Source organism: Cyanobium sp. Candia 9D4 (genome assembly GCF_024346155.1).
In the GTDB taxonomy this organism is placed as follows: Bacteria; Cyanobacteriota; Cyanobacteriia; order PCC-6307; family Cyanobiaceae; genus Cyanobium; species Cyanobium minutissimum.
Genome location: NZ_JAGQCK010000002.1, coordinates 254,349 through 273,282 on the forward strand (window position 1 = coordinate 254,349; position 18,934 = coordinate 273,282).

13 protein-coding genes are annotated in these 18,934 nt (G+C 70.0%); 4 read left to right on the forward strand and 9 right to left on the reverse strand.

The annotated features are described in order from the left end of the window. The 5 genes from KBZ08_RS05840 to KBZ08_RS05860 form a co-directional block, all read right to left on the reverse strand. Positions 1-1,026: a sigma-70 family RNA polymerase sigma factor gene (locus KBZ08_RS05840; RefSeq protein WP_106219718.1), complete on the reverse strand. Its 1,026-nt coding sequence runs from the start codon at positions 1,024-1,026 to the stop codon at positions 1-3. Positions 1,027-1,143: 117 nt separating this feature from the next. Continuing rightward, on the reverse strand, positions 1,144-3,285 hold the full coding sequence (ppk1, locus tag KBZ08_RS05845; protein WP_254972023.1) for a polyphosphate kinase 1: 2,142 nt from the start codon (positions 3,283-3,285) through the stop codon (positions 1,144-1,146). Between the two features lie 55 nt (positions 3,286-3,340). Then, positions 3,341-4,621: an MFS transporter gene (locus KBZ08_RS05850; protein ID WP_254972024.1), complete on the reverse strand. Its 1,281-nt coding sequence runs from the start codon at positions 4,619-4,621 to the stop codon at positions 3,341-3,343. A gap of 7 nt (positions 4,622-4,628) precedes the next feature. Continuing rightward, positions 4,629-5,933 (reverse strand): glycosyltransferase family 4 protein, encoded by a 1,305-nt coding sequence (locus tag KBZ08_RS05855; RefSeq protein ID WP_254972025.1) that lies wholly within the window; start codon positions 5,931-5,933, stop codon positions 4,629-4,631. A 66-nt stretch (positions 5,934-5,999) separates the two neighbouring features. Further along, on the reverse strand, positions 6,000-6,992 hold the full coding sequence (locus tag KBZ08_RS05860; RefSeq protein WP_254972026.1) for a glycosyltransferase family 2 protein: 993 nt from the start codon (positions 6,990-6,992) through the stop codon (positions 6,000-6,002). 102 nt (positions 6,993-7,094) lie between these two features. On the opposite strand from KBZ08_RS05860, the gene KBZ08_RS05865 reads away from it, so the two are divergent. Next, on the forward strand, positions 7,095-7,742 hold the full coding sequence (locus tag KBZ08_RS05865) for a succinate dehydrogenase (RefSeq protein ID WP_254972027.1): 648 nt from the start codon (positions 7,095-7,097) through the stop codon (positions 7,740-7,742). Positions 7,743-7,750: 8 nt separating this feature from the next. Beyond that, entirely contained in the window at positions 7,751-9,661 is a 1,911-nt protein-coding gene (locus tag KBZ08_RS05870; protein WP_254972028.1) for a fumarate reductase/succinate dehydrogenase flavoprotein subunit, read from the forward strand. On the opposite strand, the gene KBZ08_RS05875 is transcribed toward KBZ08_RS05870, so the two are convergent. Next, positions 9,618-11,351, reverse strand: coding sequence for a bifunctional diguanylate cyclase/phosphodiesterase (locus tag KBZ08_RS05875; RefSeq protein ID WP_106219711.1), 1,734 nt, complete (start codon positions 11,349-11,351; stop codon positions 9,618-9,620). The genes KBZ08_RS05870 and KBZ08_RS05875 overlap by 44 nt on opposite strands. 306 nt (positions 11,352-11,657) lie before the next feature. Here KBZ08_RS05875 and KBZ08_RS05880 point away from each other — a divergent pair, with 306 nt between their 5' ends. Further along, positions 11,658-12,401 carry a succinate dehydrogenase/fumarate reductase iron-sulfur subunit gene (locus KBZ08_RS05880; protein WP_254972029.1) on the forward strand — a complete coding sequence of 248 codons (744 nt, stop codon included), beginning with the start codon at positions 11,658-11,660 and terminating at the stop codon, positions 12,399-12,401. A gap of 4 nt (positions 12,402-12,405) precedes the next feature. Here KBZ08_RS05880 and KBZ08_RS05885 read toward each other — a convergent pair whose 3' ends face one another. The 3 genes from KBZ08_RS05885 to KBZ08_RS05895 form a co-directional block, all read right to left on the reverse strand. After that, positions 12,406-13,497: an acetate/propionate family kinase gene (locus tag KBZ08_RS05885; protein ID WP_254972030.1), complete on the reverse strand. Its 1,092-nt coding sequence runs from the start codon at positions 13,495-13,497 to the stop codon at positions 12,406-12,408. Continuing rightward, entirely contained in the window at positions 13,494-15,926 is a 2,433-nt protein-coding gene (locus KBZ08_RS05890) for a phosphoketolase (RefSeq protein ID WP_254972031.1), read from the reverse strand. Before KBZ08_RS05890 ends, KBZ08_RS05885 begins: the two co-directional genes overlap by 4 nt. Before the next feature lie 110 nt (positions 15,927-16,036). Continuing rightward, positions 16,037-16,657 (reverse strand): histidine phosphatase family protein, encoded by a 621-nt coding sequence (locus tag KBZ08_RS05895; RefSeq protein ID WP_254972032.1) that lies wholly within the window; start codon positions 16,655-16,657, stop codon positions 16,037-16,039. A gap of 100 nt (positions 16,658-16,757) precedes the next feature. On the opposite strand from KBZ08_RS05895, the gene KBZ08_RS05900 reads away from it, so the two are divergent. Continuing rightward, positions 16,758-18,926 carry a molybdopterin oxidoreductase family protein gene (locus KBZ08_RS05900; protein WP_254972033.1) on the forward strand — a complete coding sequence of 723 codons (2,169 nt, stop codon included), beginning with the start codon at positions 16,758-16,760 and terminating at the stop codon, positions 18,924-18,926. Positions 18,927-18,934: the final 8 nt, after the last annotated feature.

Genomic DNA, 18,934 nt, shown 5'->3' on the forward strand with positions numbered 1-18,934 from the left:
TCAGGCGGCCTGGTGAAGGTTGCTCATCAGGCGCAGCTTCATGATCGCCTTGGCCTCCAGCTGCCGCACCCGTTCACGGGAGACGTTGATCTGACGGCCGATCTCGGCGAGGGTGAGCGGTTCGGCCCCCTCGAGGCCGAACCGCAGCCGCAGGATCTTCTGCTCCCGTTCGTTCAGCTGGGAGAGCCAGGCGCCGAGGTGCTCCTTCTGCAGATGGCGGTCCATCGAGTCGAAGTGCTCGTTGCTGGCCGGATCCGCGATCAGTTCGCCCAGGGTGCTGCGGTCCTCCTCCCCGCGGGCGTGGGCGTCGAGGGAGGCGCAGGGGGCGCTCTGGGTCATCAGTTCCTCGAGCTCCTCCGGCTGCATGCCCATGGCATGGGCCAGCTCGAGCCGGTTGGGCTGGCGCCCGAGCCGGTGGGAGAGCTCGCGGGTGATGCGCCGCATCTTGGAGAGCTTCTCGCTGATGTGAATCGGCAGGCGAATCGTGCGGGCGCTGTTATCGATGGCGCGCGTCATTCCCTGGCGGATCCACCAGTAGGCGTAGGTGGAGAACTTGTAGCCCATGGCGGGGTCGAATTTGTCGACGGCCCGCTCCAGGCCGATCGCCCCTTCCTGCACCAGATCGAGCAGTTCGAGACCCTGGTTCTGATACTTCTTGGCGACGCTCACCACCAGCCGCAGATTGGCGGCCATCATGCGGTCGCGGGCCCGCTGGGCCATGCGCAGCTGGCGCCTCTGGCGGGCCGTGAGTTCCCCCTCAACGAGGGACAGCAAGGTCTTGCCGGCCTGAACGTGATGGGCGAGTTCGATCTCCTCAGCCGGTGTGAGAAGCGGCACACGACCGATGGTGCTGAGATACCAACCAATGGAGTCGGCGCTGATGCGCCCCCCCTGGCGGGCCGTTGTCTTGGCTGTGGCTGTCGGTTTGGAACTGGCTGAACCGCCGCTGGGTCTGGTCCTGTTGGACGAAGACCCATCCGCACTGCTTTTCAGCAGCGAGAGGGCGGAATGCAGAGGTGTCCCCATCACCCCAGGCTCCCGAATGAATTTGGCCGGAATGTAGCACCGCGGGAACGTTGAAACCCGGATCCAGCTGCAGATTGTATGTATTTTGACGGAAAGATGTTGCGTATGTCGTGATGGCTACGCTTTGGCCTCCGAAACAAGGCCACCCCGCCAGCGTTCCATCAGCAGCTTCTGGGTCAGTTTCGGCTCGCCGGAGTGCTGACGCTGTGCAAAGTGTCCATCGCTGTGCATGTGCCAGGCGCCCGTATCGGTCAGGTAAAGCTCAAGCAAGGCCTCGATCTGCTGCTGGAGCCGCGGGTCCTCGATCGGCGCCACCGCCTCCACCCGTCGATCCAGGTTGCGGGGCATCCAGTCGGCGCTGCCGAAGAACATCTCCGGCTGGCCGCCGTTGGCGAACCAGAACAGCCGCGAATGCTCCAGGAAGCGACCGATGACACTCACCACCGTGATGCCCTCGCTGACCCCCTCCACCCCCGGCCGGAGGCAGCACATGCCGCGGATGATCAGTTCGATCCGCACCCCGGCGGCCGAGGCTTCGTAGAGCAGGGCGATGATCGCCGGATCGACTAGGGCATTCATCTTGGCCTTGATGTGGCCGCCGCGACCGGCCTTGGCGTGCTCGATCTCCCGTCGGATCAACCCCTCCATCCCCTTGCGCAGGGTGACGGGCGCCACCAGCAACTTGCGGAAACTCTGCTGCTTCGAGAATCCGGTCAGGTAGTTGAACAGTTCCACCAGATCCTGGCCGAAGTCCTCCCGGGCCGTCAGCAATCCGATGTCGGTGTAGAGCGAGGAGGTCTTGGAGTTGTAGTTGCCGGTGCCGATGTGCACGTAGCTGCGCAGGGCTCCCTTCTCGCGTCGCACCACCAGCAGCACCTTGGTGTGGGTCTTGAGTCCCAGCACCCCGTAGACCACATGCACCCCGGAGCGCTCCAGCTGGCGGGCCCACTGAATGTTGTTGTCCTCGTCGAAACGGGCCTTGAGCTCCACCAGCGCCATCACCTGCTTGCCGTTCTCGGCGGCGCGGATCAGGGAGGCCACCACCGGCGAATCCTTCGACGTGCGGTAGAGGGTCATCTTGATGGCCAGCACCGAGGCATCGGCGGCGGCCTGGCTGAGGAATTCCTCCACGGAGGTGGAGAACAGGTCGAAGGGATGGTGCAGCAGCACATCACCGCGCCGCAGCACCGAGAAGATGCTCTCGAACTCCTCCTGCTTGATCGAGCCGTCCTCCAGCTGGCTGCGCTGGGCCCGCACCAGGGCCGGCGCCGTGCGTCCCTTGTGGGGGGCGTCCCGCAGCTGGCTGAGGGGGATCGCCATCAGGCTCATCAGGTCGTCGAGGCCCAGGGGACCGTTGGTGCGGTATACGTCCTCCGGCTCCACGTCGGTGCCCTCCATCAGCAGGTGCACCACCTCCTCGGGCATCTCGTCGGCCACCTCCACCCGCACCACCTCGCCGCCCACCCGGCGCTTGCGCAGGCCCTCCTGCAGGGCCTCCATCAGGTCGTCCGCCTCCAGATCCCGCAGCTCCAGGTCGGCGTCCCGGGTGATCCGGAAGAAGTAGTGCCCCTCGATGGTCATGCCCGGGAACAGCCAGCGCAGGTTGAAGGCCACCAGCTGCTCGAGCGGTACCGCTGTGTAGCCCGGGGTGGGCACGACGCCGCTCAGCTCGGTGGGGATCGGCACGAAGCGCGGCAGGATCTTCTGGGGCACCTTCACCCGGGCGAACTGCTGCCGGCCCGTGTCCGGGTCGCGGATCAGGGCCGCCACGTTGAGGCTCAGGTTGCTCAGGAACGGGAACGGGTGGGCCGGGTCCACCGCCAGGGGGGTGAGCACCGGAAAGATCGCCTTGCGGAAGTAGTCGTCGGCCCAGGTCTTCTGGGCCTCGTTGAGCCGCAGGTAGTCGAGCAGCTGGACCCCGTACTCGGCCAGATGGGTCTTGAGGGAGTGGCGGTAGTGCTGCTGCTGCATCTCCAGCAGGGGCCGCAGCTTCTTCTGGATCGCCTCCAGCTGCTCCTGGGGCGTCAGGCCGTCGTCGCTGCGGCTGGTGACCCCCGCTTCCAGCTGGGACTTCAGGGATGCCACCCGCACCATGAAGAACTCATCGAGGTTGTTGCTGAAGATGGCGCTGAACTTGGCCTGCTCCAGCAGCGGTGTGTGCTCATCCAGCGCCAGGGCCAGCACCCGGTGGTTGAAGTCGATCCAACTCAGCTCGCGGTTGATGTAGAGATCGGGAGCGACGACCGGCTGCGACGACATACGGCGGGGCTCCGCGGGCATGAGAGACGGCAACGTAGCAATGGCGATCCCGCCCTCAGGGTGTCGCCTCTGCTTGACGGTGGGTGCCCGCCGCCACAAGCCACACCACCACGGCCATCAGGACGATCCCCAGCCAGAACGGACTGCGGCGGCCGATGGTCTCGTAGGCCAGCCCCGCCAGGGGCGGACCGAGGAAGCTGGCCAGGCTCTGCAGTCCCTGCAGGCTGCCCAGGGCGGCGCCCTGGCCACTGTCGGCCAGACGCCGTGACACCAGGCTGCGCAGGCTGGGGGTTACCAGGCCGGTGCCCAGGGCCAGGATCGCCACCGCCGTGAACACCAGGGGAACGGCGTTGCCCCGATCCGCCAGGGGCACCAGCAGGAAGCCCGCCATGACGCAGCCCAGGCCGATCTGGGTGAGCCGCCACTCCCCCAGCCGCTGCACCAGCGGGCCGATCAGGCCCCCCTGCACCACCGTGGCCACCACCCCGACCACCAGGAAGGCGCCGGCCGAGAGGCCCGGGCCCCAGCCGAAGGCCTGCTTGAAGTACAGCACCAGCAGGGCGGTGAAGCCGCTGAAGCCCAGGAAGAACAGGAAGAAGGCGGCGCAGAGGCGGCGCACCCGCGGATCGGCGAACACCCGCTGCAGCTGGCCGAAGGGCTGCAGCTCCCAGACCCTGGGCAGGGGCAGCCGCGCCTGGGGCGGATGGGTTTCCGGCAGCAGGGTCACCACCACCACCAGGTTCAGCGCGGCGAAGCCCACGGCGAGCAGCAGCGGCAGGCTCACGTTGATGCGACCCAGCAGTCCGCCCAGGGCCGGCCCGAGGATGAACCCCAGCCCGAAGGCCACGCCGATCAGGCCGAAGGCCCGGGCCCGCCGTTCCGGCGTCGAGATGTCGGCCAGCACCGCGGCGGCGGTGGCGGCGGTGCCGCCGCTCACCCCGTCGATCAGGCGGGCGGCGAACAGCAGGGCCAGGGGCAGGCCGGCGGCGGCCGCCTCGGGCCAGACCCGGCCCCAGGGCAGGATCACGGTGAGGGCGAACATCCCCAGGCCCAGCACCGAGCCGGCGACGCAGGCGGTGATCACCGGCTTGCGGCCGTAGCGGTCGCTGAGGGCCCCGATCAGGGGGGTGAAGGTGAACTGGGCGATGGCGTAGCTGCCCGCCAGCAGGCCGAGGGTGCGGCCGTCGGTGGTGAAGTCCGCCAGCAGGAACGGCAGCAGAGGGAAGACGATGCTCTCCCCCAGCCGGTCGTTCAGCAGCGTCAGGAAGGCGCAGAGGAGGGTGGAGGGGCGCGAGAGTCGCACGGCCGGGAGCCGGGGATCGGTGCACCCTCCCATGGCGGGGTCACCCGCCCCGCCGACGGCCCAGGACCCGTCGGATCCGATGCTTGGCTCTGGCCACGGCCGTGCGCAGGGCCTGCCGCAGGGCGGCGGAGCGGGATCGGGGGGCCCGGTACTCCCGATGGAAGGAGGTCGGGATCCCCCGCAGGCCCTCGACCCGGCGGCAGGGGATCGGGTAGGGGCTGGACGGGGCGGCCCTGCCCTGCTGGTCGAGCTCCTCCAGCAGCTGGCGCCACAGCCGGTAGCTGGCGTCGGCGTTGTAGCGGGTGCTGACGAGCTCCCTGGCCGCCGTCGAGCAGCGCCGCCAGAGGGCGGGATCGTCGGCCAGCCGCCGCAGGGCCCGGGCGGCCTCGTCGGGATCCTCCGACACCAGCAGGCCGGTGCGCCCGTCCTCGACCAGCTCGGGGATGCCGCTGGGGATGCGGCGCACCACGGGCACCACCCCGGCCGCCATCGCCTCCAGCAGGGCGATGGGCAGCCCCTCGAAGTCGGACATCAGCAGGATGGCCTGGGCGTCCAGGAGCCGGGCCTTCACCTCCCCAGGGGGGAGCGATCCGCTGAAGTCGATCGCACCGGCGAGACCGGCCTCGGCCACCTGCCGCTCGCAGTCCGGGCGGGCATAACCGTCGCCGATCAGGGTGGCGCGGAGGGCGCCGTGGGAACGGCAGGCTCGGATCAGGGCCTGGATCACCAGCGAGGCCCGTTTCTGGTGCTCCCAGATCCGGCCGCTGAACACCACCCGGAACGGATCGGGGCGGAACTCCGTCGCCGCCTCCGGCACCTGGACGCCGTAGGGAATCACCCGCGCCGGCCGATCGATGCCCCGGGCGGTGCAGGCCTCGTGGATGTGGCGCGACACGCAGACGAGGACACTTCCCTGGCGGGCGCCCCCGAAGCCCCCGACGGTCGCCCAGTAGTCGGGATCGTCCGAATGCAGGGTGAGGGCCCAGGGCAGCCCCCGCCGGCCGGCCTGGGCCGCCGCCGCGTAGTGGGTCGGCTTGCACTGGGGCAGGAACACCGTGGGCCGCCAGTGGTTGAGGAAGGCCAGGGTGTCCCGGGCGTCCGCCGCCAGGCTGGTCCGCCTGGGCGTGGCGAACACCGCGATCCCCTCACGCCGGAGTGTCTCGAACAGCGGCGGTTCGCCCTCCCCCGCACCGGGACCTTCGCGGCCCCCCTCGCCGGGTGTCATCACGAAATGGATGGCGACGCTGATGCCATCGGCCGCCAGTCGTCGGGCCAGTCCCAGCACCCAGGTGGTGACGCCGCTGATGTCATCCGCCTGGCTGTAGTGGGCAAAGGCGACGCGCAATGACCACCCTGGGCTGCCGGGGCCAACGATAGTCGCGGCCACCGGGTCGGCCCTGGCCCCGGCGTTTCAGCCGGTGGGCCAGCCCAGGTAGCGGCGGCGCAGCTGCGGGGATTGCAGCAGCCGCGCGTACAGCCCCAGGCGCAGGGGGCCGTGCAGAATGCGGATCAGCAGCTTCTCGGCCAGCGATGGCCGGTAGCGCCAGAGGTATTCGTAGAGAATCCAGTCCCAGCCGCCGCTGGTGGCGACGGCATGCCAGTGCCAGGCCGGCTTCGGCCGGGTGATCCGCAGCACCGAGGCGATGGCGGAGGAGTATTCCGCGAAGCGGAGCCTTTCCCGGCTGCGGCTGACGGTGCTGCGGGTGGTCTGGTCGTGGCAGCGGAAGCCGGAGAGGGCGTCGGCGTCGAAGGCCACGGTGCCACCCATCCGCATCAGGTAGTGGCTCCAGAACAGCCAGTCGCCGGTGCAGCGCCGGCCGGCGGTCAGCGGACCCAGGGCCTGGAGGGTCGCGGGATCGGGCCTGCGGAACACCACCCCACTGGCATTGGCGATGACGTTGCCCCGGTCCATGTAGGCGCGACACAGCCGGGCCCCCTCCAGCGTGAAGGAACGCTGCCAGCGCTCGGGGTCGAAGTGATCGGGCCAGAAGCTCTGGTCGGCGATCGGATCGCCTGCGGCATCAATCGTGGTGGTGCGGCAGTAGGCCAGCACGCTGCCGTCCTCGAGGTGGCGCACCATCCGTTCCAGGAACAGCGGCGAGCAGGTGTCATCCGATTCGGCGATCCAGATGTAGCGGCCCGTGGCCATGGCCATGCCGCCCAGCCACTGCGCGCAGGGCTGACCTGAGTTGACCGCATTGCAGACCAGCCGGTGGGGATGGGCCCGCAGCCGCTCCCGGATCACCGCGAGAGAATCGTCGCTGGAGGCATCATCGAGAACGATCAGCTCGAAGTCCTGAAACGTCTGGTCGAGGATCGATCGCAGCCGCTCGCCGAGGAAGGCCCGGTGGTTGAAGTTGGGTACGATGACGCTGACGAGAGGCGACTGGTCGGATCGCTTCATGGGGGCGCCCCACCCGGTGAGTGGCGGCCGGGTCCCCCGTCCCAGCCGATCCCGCCGCTGCCTTCTGCCACCTTGCCTCCAGGGGCGCTGACCGCCAGCTGAATGATCACCGGATTCTGGATCGCCGTCACCGGCCTGGTGCTTGTCCTGTTCCTCGCCGTCCATCTCGGCGGCGTGCTCCTGGCCGTGCTGGATCCGTCGTCGTTTGAAACCTATGCCGCCTCCCTGCACCAGCAGGGCTGGCTCCCCTGGCTGGAGGTGGCGCTGCTGGCGGCCGGCCTGGCCCACCCCCTGCTCTCGCTGCACCGGGCCCACGTCAATCGCCGGGCCCGCGGGCCGGTGGCCGGCCCCCTGCGCAGCCGCCGCCAGGGGGGCTGGGAGCCCGTTGCGGCCTGGGCGGGCCGGGCGATTCCCTGGAGCGGTTCGCTGCTGCTGCTGTTTCTCCTCCTGCATCTCACCCAGCTGCGCTGGCCGCGGCCTGCGGCCGGGGCTGAGCTGGCCGCCCTGATGGAGGTGCTGCGAACGCCCTGGTGCCTGGCCCTGTATGGGGCCGCCGGAATCGCGGCGGGTCTGCACCTGGTCCACGGCACCGAGAGCGCCGTGCGCCGGCTGGGGCTGCTGGAGCCCGCCCATGCGGCCGCCCTGCGGCTGGGGGGCCGGGGCCTGGCCCTGCTGCTCGGGGCGGGGTTCACCCTGGTCCCCATCGCCCTGGTGCTGCGGCCCGCGGCCCCGCTGCTGGCCGGCGGATGAGCACGCCGATGCGGCCGGATCCGCGCCTGCCCGACGGCCCCGTCGCCACCGCCTGGCAGCGGTGCCGCGAGAGCCTGCCGCTGATCAGCCCCAACCGCAAGCAGCGGCTGCGGATCCTGGTGGTGGGCAGTGGCCTGGCGGGGGCTTCGGCGGCCGCGAGCCTGGCTGAGCAGGGCTATCGGGTGCAGGTGCTCACCTACCACGACAGCCCCCGCCGGGCCCACTCGGTGGCGGCCCAGGGGGGCATCAACGCCGCCCGCAACTACGCCAACGACGGCGACAGCGTCGAGCGCCTGTTCCGCGACACAGTGAAGGGCGGCGATTTCCGCGCCCGGGAAGCCGGCTGCCACCGGCTGGCCGAGATCAGCGGCGCGATCATCGACCAGTGTGTGGCCCAGGGGGTGCCCTTCGCCCGGGAGTACGGCGGCACCCTCGCCAACCGCAGCTTCGGCGGCGCCCTGGTGAGCCGCACCTTCTATGCCCGCGGCCAGACGGGCCAGCAGCTGCTCTACGGCGCCTACCAGGCGATGCTGCGCCAGGTGGCCGCCGGGCGGGTGGAGCTGCTCTGCCGCCGCGACATGCTCGACCTGATCGTCCATGACGGCAGGGCCAGGGGGGTGGTCTGCCGCCACCAGCGCACCGGCGCCCTTGAGGTGCTCGGTGCCGATGCGGTGCTGCTGGCCACCGGTGGCTATTCGAACGTCTACTACCTCTCCACCAATGCCCTGAAGTCGAACGCCACGGCGATCTGGCAGGCCCACCGGCGCGGCGCCTGGTTCGCCAACCCCTGCTTCACCCAGATCCACCCCACCTGCATCCCCAGCGGCGACGTCCACCAGAGCAAGCTCACCCTGATGAGCGAGAGCCTGCGCAACGACGGCCGGATCTGGCTGCCGCTGCGCCCCGGCGACGACCGGCCGCCGGCGGCGATTCCGGAGGCGGAGCGGGATTACTTCCTTGAGCGCCAGTACCCCAGCTACGGCAATCTGGTGCCGCGGGATCTGGCCTCACGCCGCGCCCGCGAGCTCTGCCTGGAGGGCCGGGGCGTGGGGCCCGGCGGCCGGTCGGTCTACCTCGATCTGGCCGGGGCCATCGACCGGGACGGCACCGAGGCGATCGACGCCCGCTACGGGAATCTGCTGGAGATGTACGAGCGGATCACCGGCGAGGACCCCAGGGTCACGCCGATGCGGATCTATCCCGCCCCCCACTACACGATGGGGGGCCTGTGGGTCGATTACCACCTGATGAGCACGGTGGGCGGCCTGTTCGTGCTCGGGGAGGCCAACTTCTCCGAACACGGCGCCAACCGGCTCGGGGCCAGTGCCCTGATGCAGGCCCTGGCTGACGGGTACTTCATTGCCCCGGCGACGGTGACGGGTTGGCTGGCCGGCGCCGGGGCCGGCGCCCTGGCGGACGACCACCCGGCCTGCCGCGAGGCGGTGGCGGCCGTGGAGGCGCGTATCGGCGCCCTGCGAAGCACCGGGGGAACCCAGCCCGTGGATGTCTTCCACCGCCGGCTGGGCCACCTGATGATCGACGCCTGCGGCATCAGCCGCCGGGCCGATCGCCTCACGGCGGCGCTGGCTGAGCTGGAGGCCCTGCGCCAGGACTTCCTCGGGGATCTGCGCCTCCCGGAGCAGGACGGTGTCCTCGACGGCGAGCTGGAGAAGGCCCTGCGGTTGGAGGACTTCTTCGGGCTGGCGGATCTGATGCTGCGGGATGCCCTGGCGCGGCAGGAATCCTGCGGCGCCCACTTCCGCGAGGACCATCAGACCCCGGACGGGGAAGCCCGGCGGGACGACGAGCGCTTCGCCCACATCGCGGCCTGGGAGCACCGGCCCGGGCAGCCTCCCCTGCGCCACTGCGAGCCCCTCACCTACCGATCCGTTGTGCCGGGACCGCGAAGCTACGGCTGAGCGGCTCGGGCCGGCCGAAGAAGAACCCCTGGCCCTGGTCGCATCCCATGGCAAGCAGCCCCTCGTGCTGCTCGGCGGTTTCGATGCCCTCGGCGATCAGGCCCAGCCCCAGGTCGTGGGAGAGGCGGATCATGGCATCGAGCACCACGGCCTTGCGGTGGTCGTTGAGAAAGTCGGCGATGAAACTGCGGTCGACCTTGATCGAGTCGATCGGCAGCCGCGCCAGCCACGACATGCTCGAGTATCCCGTGCCGAAGTCATCGAGATGCACCTTGACGCCGGCCTCCCGCAGGCGGCTCAGCTCGCAGGTGGCCAGTTCGGGGTGTTCGATCAGGATGCTTTCGGTCACCTCGATCACGGTCCAGCTGGGATCCACTCCCACCCGCTCCGCCTGGGTGAGGAAGTAATCGCTGAGGCCGCTTTCCTTCAGCTGCAGGGGACTCACATTGATCGCCATGGTGATCTCCGAGCCCCTGGCGCGGAGATCGGCGAGGTGCCGGAGGGCTTCGCTGATCACCCAGCGGCCGATGGGGAGGATCAGGGCCGTGCGCTCGGCAAGGGGGATGAATTCCGAGGGGGTGGCGATCGGTGCCGTGATGTCCCCGAGGCGCAGCAGCGCCTCCATCCCCACCACCGTCCGATCCTCCAGCCCGACGATCGGCTGATAGGCGAGAAACATGGCCTCGTGCTGGATCGCGCCTTCCAGTTGATGGCGCAGATGGATGTTCTTCCTGACTTTCTTGTCGATGGAGGAATGGTAGAAAGCGATGTGCTGGTCGTTGCTCTTGGCTTCGTACATGGCGAGATCCGCACGCCGGATCAACTCATCGACGGAGATGTCCGGATCATCCGAGATGGTGATGCCGATGCTCATCGACGGGCGGATCGTGTGATCTTCCACCGACCACGCCTGGCCGACGGCGTCGTTGAGGCGCATCGCCAGCTGCAGGGCATCGGCCTCATTGAAGATGCCCATCGTCAGGACAACGAACTCATCACCACCGAGGCGGGAGAGAATGTCGCCGAAGCGCAGCGAGCGCTGCAGCCGGCGGCCGATCTCGATCAGCAGGTCATCGCCGATCTGATGGCCGTGCAGGTCGTTGATCTCCTTGAAATTGTTGAGATCGCAGAAGAGGATGCTGATCCGGCCGCCACTCTGGCGCTGGGTCTTGAGGGCGGCGCGGATGCTGACGTGGAGCCCGCGGCGGTTGGGAAGGCCGGTGACCGGACACTCCATCACCTTGGTGGCCAGGGCGAGGCGTTCCAGTTCCAGGGCCCGGTTCAGGTTCTCGGTCTGCTGGCGCCGCCGCTCGATCCGCTCCACCTCGACCCGCAGCTGCTCGTAGGAGAGCAGGGCGCTGACGTCCCGGAAGCAGAAGATCAGCGGCCGCAGCCGCTCGCTGCGGATCGGCTTCCACTCGATCTCGATGGCCCGCAGCTTGCTGCGGTCCAGCACCCGGGTGAAGTGGCCCCCGAGGTCACCGCCGGCAAGCACCAGCTCCGGGTTGAGCAGGGGGGCGCTGTCGCAGTCGCGGGGCAGCTGGTCGTAGATCGACTCGCCCAGGACCGCCGGGGGGGTGCGGTCCACCAGCCGGGCGTAGCTGGCGTTGCACCACAGCACCCGCCCCTCGCAACTGGTGATCACCAGGGCATCGCTGATCGTGCCGAGGGCCGCCTCAAGACGGCCCATCGACCGGCGAAGTTCCACGACAAGTTTTCGGTGGTCGTTCACGGGGCGGTCGTTCTCGGGTCGTTCACACGGGACGCTCAGGGGGCAGCAGGGACCCGATGGGGGGTGGGGGCCGGACCCCTATTTCTGAAAATTGACTGAGTCTTGCATCTTTCGCCCCGCCACTGGGGCCCTGGCCGCACGGATGAAGCGGAACGACAACATCCCCGCCGCCCGAGCAGCAGAATCAGGGTCGACCCCCGGTGCCTGCCGGGGCTCGCCGACGGCAGCCCCCACGCCACGGCTGTCCCCGACACCGCCGTTCCCATGCCGACCGTTTCCCTCACCCTGAGGATCTGGCGCCAGGCCGGTCCCGACCAGCCCGGTGGCTTCGAGGTCCATGCGCTCGAGGCGGTGTCCACCGACCTCTCCCTGCTGGAAGCCCTCGACCTGCTCAACGAACGGCTGATCGCCGCCGGCGCACGACCGGTGGGCTTCGAGCACGACTGTCGCGAGGGCATCTGCGGGTCCTGCGGCTTTCTCGTCAACGGCCAGGCCCAGGGGCCCCTGCGGGCGACGAGCGTCTGCCAGCTCTACCTGCGCCAGTTCCGCGACGGCGCCGTGCTGACGCTGGAGCCGTTCCGCGCCCGGGCCTTCCCCGTGCTGCAGGACCTGGCGGTGGACCGTTCCGCCTTTGACCGGATCATCGCCAGCGGCGGCTACTGCTCGATCAACACCGGCAGCGCGCCGGAGGCCAATGCCCTGCTGATCGGCCGGGAACAGGCGTCCCAGGCCTTCGACACCGCCACCTGCATCGGCTGCGGCGCCTGCGTGGCCAGCTGCCGCAACGCCTCCGCCAGCCTCTTCGTGGCGGCCAAGCTGGCGCACCTGGGCCAGCTGCCCCAGGGCCAGCCGGAGCGCAGGGACCGTGCCCGTGCCATGCAGGACCGGATGGTCATTGAGGGCTTCGGCAGCTGCAGCAGCCACTTGGAATGCGAGGCCGCCTGCCCCAAGCAGATCTCCGCCGACTGGATCAGCTGGATGCACCGCGAAGCCTGGCGGCGCCCCTGAGCGCTCACACCCCGGCCGCGCCGCAGTGCCGGGCGATCACTCCCTCCTCATCGGCCGGGATCCGCAGCAGCTCGAACGGCCCCAGCCAGCCCAGCGCTTCCTCCAGCTCCCGCTTCAGGGCCCCATCGTGCTCGCCGATGCCGCCGGTGAGGGCGATCACATCGACCCCGCCGAGGCTGGCGGCCATGGCCCCGATGCCCTGCAGCAGCTGGTGGCGGAACACCGCGATCGCCAGCTCGGCACCGGCGTGGCCTTCGGCGGCGGCCCGGCGCAGGTCCTTCATGCTGGCGCTGAGCCCCGACAGACCCAGCAGCCCGCTCTCCTGCTGCAGCGCACGGTCGAGTTCCTCGGCCGTGACGCCCCGGCGCAGCTGGTGCAGCAGCAGGCCGGGATCGATGGAGCCGCTGCGGGTGGCCATCACCAGTCCCTCCAGGGGCGTGTAACCCATGGTGGTGGCGATGCTGCGGCCCCCCCGGATGGCGCAGAGGGAACAGCCGGCCCCGAGGTGGCAGCTGATCAGCCGCAGGTCTTCACCCCGGCGGGCCACGGTTTCGGCCACATGCTGGTGGTTGAGGCCGTGGAAGCCGAAGCGCCGCAGGCCCTCGGCGCGCCAGCGGGCCGGAATCGCGTAGGTGCGGGCGGCCGCCGGCAGGGTGCCGTGGAAGGCCGTGTCGAAGCAGGCCCACTGGGTGAGCCCGGGCTGCCAGCGGCTCAGCCAGCGCATCACCCGCAGGGCCGGACCGTTGTGCAGCGGCGCCAGCGGCACCAGCTCCTCCAGGACCGCGAGCACCGCGGCGTCGAGCTTGACCGGGGCCGTGAACCGCTCACCGCCGTGGACGACCCGGTGGCCGGCGACGGTCAGCCCGGCGACGCGGCCGGCCAGGGCGCCGGGCAGCCAGGCGTCCAGCACGGCCTCCAGGCGCTCCTCAGGGGCCGCCCCTTCCGCGGCGCCGACGCTCCAGCTGCGCTGGTCCCGCCAGAGGCTGTCCCCGGAGCGGCTGTGCACGGAGACCTTGAGGCTGGAGCTGCCGGCGTTGAGCACCAGCACCACGCCGGTCGCGGCGTCAGCCACCGCCGCCGTCGCCGGCTCCGTCATCCCTGCGCGGCAGCCGGTGGCGCCCAGCGCCAGTCGGTCACCTCCGGGGCATCGGTGCCGTGGGTGTGGGCGTAGGCCCGGTGGGAGAGGATCGCGTCCTGCATCCGTTCCTTCACGTGGGCGGCGCGGGAGCGCAGGAAGGGCACACGGTTGACCACGTCGATGACCAGGTTGAAACGATCGATCTGGTTGTTCATCGCCAGTTCAAGGGGCGTGTTGATGTTGCCCTTCTCCTTGTATCCGCGCACGTGGATGTTGGCGTGGTTGGTGCGGCGATAGGTGAGCCGGTGGATCAGCCAGGGGTAGCCGTGGAAGTTGAAGATCACCGGACGGTCGGTGGTGAACAGGGTGTCGAAGTCCCGGTCGCTCAGACCATGGGGATGCTCGTTCGGCTCGGTGAGGGCAAACAGCTTGACCACGTTGATCACCCGGATGCGCAGCTTCGGGATCTCCCTGCGCAGGATCTCCACCGCCGCCAGCGTCTCCTTGGTGGGGATGTCGCCGGCGCAGGCCATGACCACGTCCGGTTCATCCAGCTCGGCGCCGCAGTCGTCGTTGCTGGCCCAGCCGACGATGCTCACCCCCTTGGCCACATGGCGCCGGGCCTGTTCCAGGGTGAAGTACTGCAGGTGCTTCTGCTTGTCGGAGACGATGATGTTGCAGACGTTCGTCTCCTGCAGGGCCTCCTCCGCCACCGCCAGCAGGCAGTTGGCGTCGGCCGGGAGGTACACCCGCACCACGTCGCCGCTCTTGTTGCCGGCCAGGTCGATGAAGCCGGGATCCTGGTGGGTGAAGCCGTTGTGGTCCTGGCGCCACACCGTGGAGGAGATCAGGCAGTTCCAGGGGCCGATCGGGGCCCGCCAGGGGGCATGCAGGAGGCAGGACTCCAGCCACTTGGCGTGCTGGTTGAACATCGAGGCGATCACATGGGCGAAGGCCTCGTAGGTGTGGAAGAAGCCGTAGCGCCCGGTGAGCAGGTACCCCTCCATCATCCCCACCAGGGTGTGCTCGCTGAGCATCTCCACCACCCGCCCGCTGCGGGCCAGTTCACTGCCGTTGAGGTCCTCCGGCAGGAATTCCTCCATCCAGACCTTCTTGCTCACTTCGTAGATGGCCTGCAGCCGGTTGGAGGCCGTTTCGTCAGGGCCGAACACCCGCATCGAATCGGGATTGGAGCCGATGATGTCGCGCAGCAGCTCGCCGAGGGGATGGGTGTTCTCCACCTGGGTGGTGCCGGGGGCCGCCACCTCCACGGCGTAGTCCTCCAGGGGGGGGAACTGCAGCTTGCGGCGCAGCAGGCCGCCGTTGGCGTGGGGGTTGGAGCCCATGCGCCGGTGCCCCTGGGGTGACAGCGCCTGCAGCTCCGGCCGCAGGGTGCCGTTCCCGTCGAACAGCTCCAAGGGCCGGTAGCTCTTCAGCCACTGCTCGAGCAGCTGCAGCTCCTCCGGATCGGTGTTCGGGCAGGCCAGGGGCACCTGGTGGGAGCGCCAGAACCCCTCCAGTTTCTTGCCGTGCAGGGAGGCCGGCCCGGTCCAGCCCTTGGGCGAGCGCAGCACGATCATCGGCCAGGCCGGGCGGACGGCCTCGCCGCTGCTGCGGGCCTCGGCGCGGATCTCGAGGATGCGCCCGATCGCCCGGTCCATAGCGGCCGCCATGGCCTGGTGCATCGCCATCGGTTCGTGGCCTTCGACGAAGATCGGCTCCCAGCCGTAGCCGCGCATCAGGCTGGCCAGCTCCTCGCGCGGAATCCGGGCCAGCAGGGTGGGGTTGGCGATCTTGTAGCCGTTGAGGTGCAGCACCGGCAGCACCGCACCATCGTCGATGGGATTGAGGAATTTGTTGATGTGCCAGGAGGTGGCCAGGGGGCCGGTCTCCGCTTCGCCATCACCCACGCAGGCCAGGGCGATCAGGTCGGGGTTGTCGAACACCGCTCCGCAGGCGTGCGAGAGCACGTAGCCGAGTTCGCCGCCCTCGTGGATCGAACCGGGGGTTTCCGGGGTGCAGTGGCTGCCGATGTGGCCGGGGAAGGAGAACTGCTTGAAGAAGCGGCGCATCCCTTCGGTGTCCTGGCTCTTGTCCGGATACACCTCGCTGTAGCTGCCGTCGAGGTAGGTGGGGCCCAGCACGCCGGGGGCGCCGTGACCGGGCCCCGACAGGTAGATCATGTCGAGGTCGTGGCGGCGGATCACCCGGTTGGCATGGGCCCAGAGGAAGGCCTGGCCGGGGGAGGAGCCCCAGTGGCCCAGCAACCGGGCCTTGACGTGCTCATGGCGCAGCGGCTGGGCCAGTAACGGGTTGTCGCGCAGATAGATCATCCCGACGGCCAGATAGTTGGCGGCGCGCCACCAGGCATCGATCAGGGACAGCTCCTGCTCCAGTTCCGGCGTCATGGCCTGGGCCTCGAAGGGGGCCATCGTCGAGATGGTCATGGCCGTCGCATGCAGGGGGCTGTGACCTCAACTTTCGCCTGCCTTCGTAAAAAAGCAGGTAAATCAACCGCTCTCCTTTGGAGGGGTCAGGAATCCGACATGGACCGCCCTCAGGGGGTCGGGGCCAGGGGGGCGTTCCAGCACTTCACGGCCGGCAGGCCGCGGTAATCGGAGAGCACCGAGAGGGTGGCGGTGTCGAGCAGGAAATGGGCGCCGTGGCTGGGCGTCAGCCCGATCCAGCGGGCCATGAACACCCGCAGCAGATGGCCATGGGCGACCAGGGCCACCCGGCCGCCCTCCTGCCGCAGCCGGCCGATCACCCGGTCGACCCGCTCCCCCACCTGGGCCGGGCTCTCCCCGTCCGGACAGCCGTCGCGGAACACCATCCAGCCGGGACGCCGCGCCTGGATCTCCGCGGTCGTCAGACCTTCGTAGGCGCCGTAGTCCCACTCGACCAGATCGGGCTCGAGGCAGGCCTGGGCGGCCAGGCCCGCCAGTTCGCAGGTGCGCCGGGCCCGCTGCAGGGGGCTGCACAGCACCAGGGAGAAGGGGCTGGCCGCCAGCAGCGGCGCCAGGCTGCGGGCCGCCTCCTCCCCCCGCGCGGTGAGGGAGATGTCGGTGCTGCCGGTGTGCTGACCCGAGAGGCTCCATGCCGTCTCGCCATGGCGGATCAGGACCACCTCGACGGGGCCGGTGGGAGAGGCGGCTGGGCCGTTCTGAATCGTTGTCACGGAAGGGCTCCCGCGGGATGACGTCGTGACGCTCACTTAAGCTCGACACCCCGGACGGAGAGGTGATGAGGGTGGCCGCCGCTGACACCCGAACGCCATCTTGAGCCTCCCCGCCACGCCTCCTTCCCCCTCCGACGGCCCGGCCCGCGCCCAGTGTCCCTACTGCGGTGTGGGCTGCGGCCTGGAGATGAAGCCCCCCGCGGCCAGCGACGCCGGTGCGGCGATCTGGACGGCCCGCGGTGACCGCCACCACCCCTCCTCCCTTGGGCAGGTCTGCGTCAAGGGGGCCACCGTGGGGGAGACCCTGCACCGCAATCGCCTCACCACCCCGCTCTTCCGGCCGCACACCGACCAGCCCTTCGCGCCGATCGGCTGGGACCGGGCCTTCGACCTGATCGAGGCCCAGGTGCGCCGCACCCTGGCCGAGAAGGGCCCCGGAGGGATCGCCATGTACGGCTCGGGGCAGTTCCTCACCGAGGACTACTACGTCGCCAACAAGCTGATCAAGGGGGCGCTGGGCAGCAACAACTTCGATGCCAACTCGCGCCTGTGCATGAGTTCGGCCGTGTCCGGCTACGTGCGCAGCTTCGGCAGCGACGGCCCCCCCTGCTGCTACGACGATCTCGACCAGGCCGGCCTCGTGCTGCTGATCGGCACCAACACGGCCGCGTGCCATCCGGTGCTGTTCCAGCGGCTGCTGAAGCGCAGGCGCAAGCAGCAGCAGGACCTGCAGATCGTGGTGGTGGATCCGCGCGCCACCGCCACCAGCGATGCCGCCGACCTGCACCTGGCGATCCGCCCCGGCACCGACCTGGCCCTGCTGCATGGCCTCGGCCATCTGCTGCTGGAGCGGGGGGCGGTGGACCGGGCCTATTTGGCGGCGTCCACCGAGGGTTTCGAGGCGCTCGCGGAGCTCTGGGCGGGCTGGACGCCCGAGGCGGTGAGCCGGTTCTGCGGCATCGAGGAGCAGCTGCTGCACCAGCTGGCCGACCGCTGGGCCGCCAGCAGCGGCGTGATGAGCCTCTGGTCGATGGGGGTGAACCAGAGCGTGGAGGGCACCGCCACCGTGGCGGGGATCATCAACCTGCACCTGGTGAGCGGCCAGATCGGCCGGCCCGGGGCGGGGCCCTTCTCCCTCACCGGCCAGCCCAATGCGATGGGGGGCCGGGAGGCCGGCGGCCTGGCCCGGCTGCTGCCGGGCTACCGCTCCGTCACCGACGCCGGCCACCGCAGCGAGATCGAGCAGCACTGGGGCCTGGCGCCGGGGAGCATCGCGCCGGCCTCGGGCCTCACCGTGTGGGAGCAGATCGAGGCGATGGAGCGGGGGGACCTGGGGCTCTGGTGGGTGGCGGCCACCAATCCGCTGGTGAGCCTGCCCTGGCTCGATCGGGTGCGGGCCGCCGTGGCCCGCTGCCCGCTGGTGGTGCTCAGCGAGGCTTACGCCGGCACCGAAACCGCCGCCATCGCCCACCTGGTGCTGCCGGCGGCGCAGTGGAGCGAAAAGGCCGGGGTGATGACCAATTCCGAGCGCCGCGTCACCCTCTGCCCGGCCTTCCGCACCCCCCCGGGGCAGGCCCGTCCCGACTGGGCGATCTTCGCCGAACTGGGCCGTCGCCTCGGCTTCGAGCAGCAGTTCCGCTACAGCTCCTCGGCCGAGGTGTTCGCCGAGTTCGCGGCCATCACGGCGGGCCGGGTGTGCGATCTGAGCGGCCTCAGCCATGGGCTGCTGCGGGAGCACGGTCCCCAGCAATGGCCCTTCCCCGCCGGCACGGCGCCCGGAGGCGGTGCCCCGCGTCTGCACACCTCCGGCCGTTTCCCCACCCCCTCCGGCAGGGCTCGGCTGATCAGCGAGCAGCCGATGGGCCTGGGCGAACCCACCGATGGCGCCTACCCCCTGGTGCTCACCGTGGGCCGCTATCTGGAGCAGTGGCACACCATGACCCGCACGGGCCAGGTCGAGCGGTTGCTGCGGCCCCACGCCGAGCCTTTGCTGGAGATCCATCCCGCCGACGCTCGAGCCCACGGACTGGTCGATGGCGGCCGGGCTGAGGTGCGCTCCCGAAGGGGCGCCGTGACGGCCCGGGTGTGCGTCACCGACCGCATCCGCCAGGGCACGCTGTTCCTGCCCATGCACTGGGGGGCGGCCCAGGAGCGGGCCTGCGAGGCCAACCGGCTGATGCATGCCCTCGGCTGCCCCATCTCCCAGCAGCCGGAGCTCAAGGCCGCCGCGGTGACCGTGCGTCCCTGCGAGCAGGCTCCGGGGGACTGAGCCCCTGC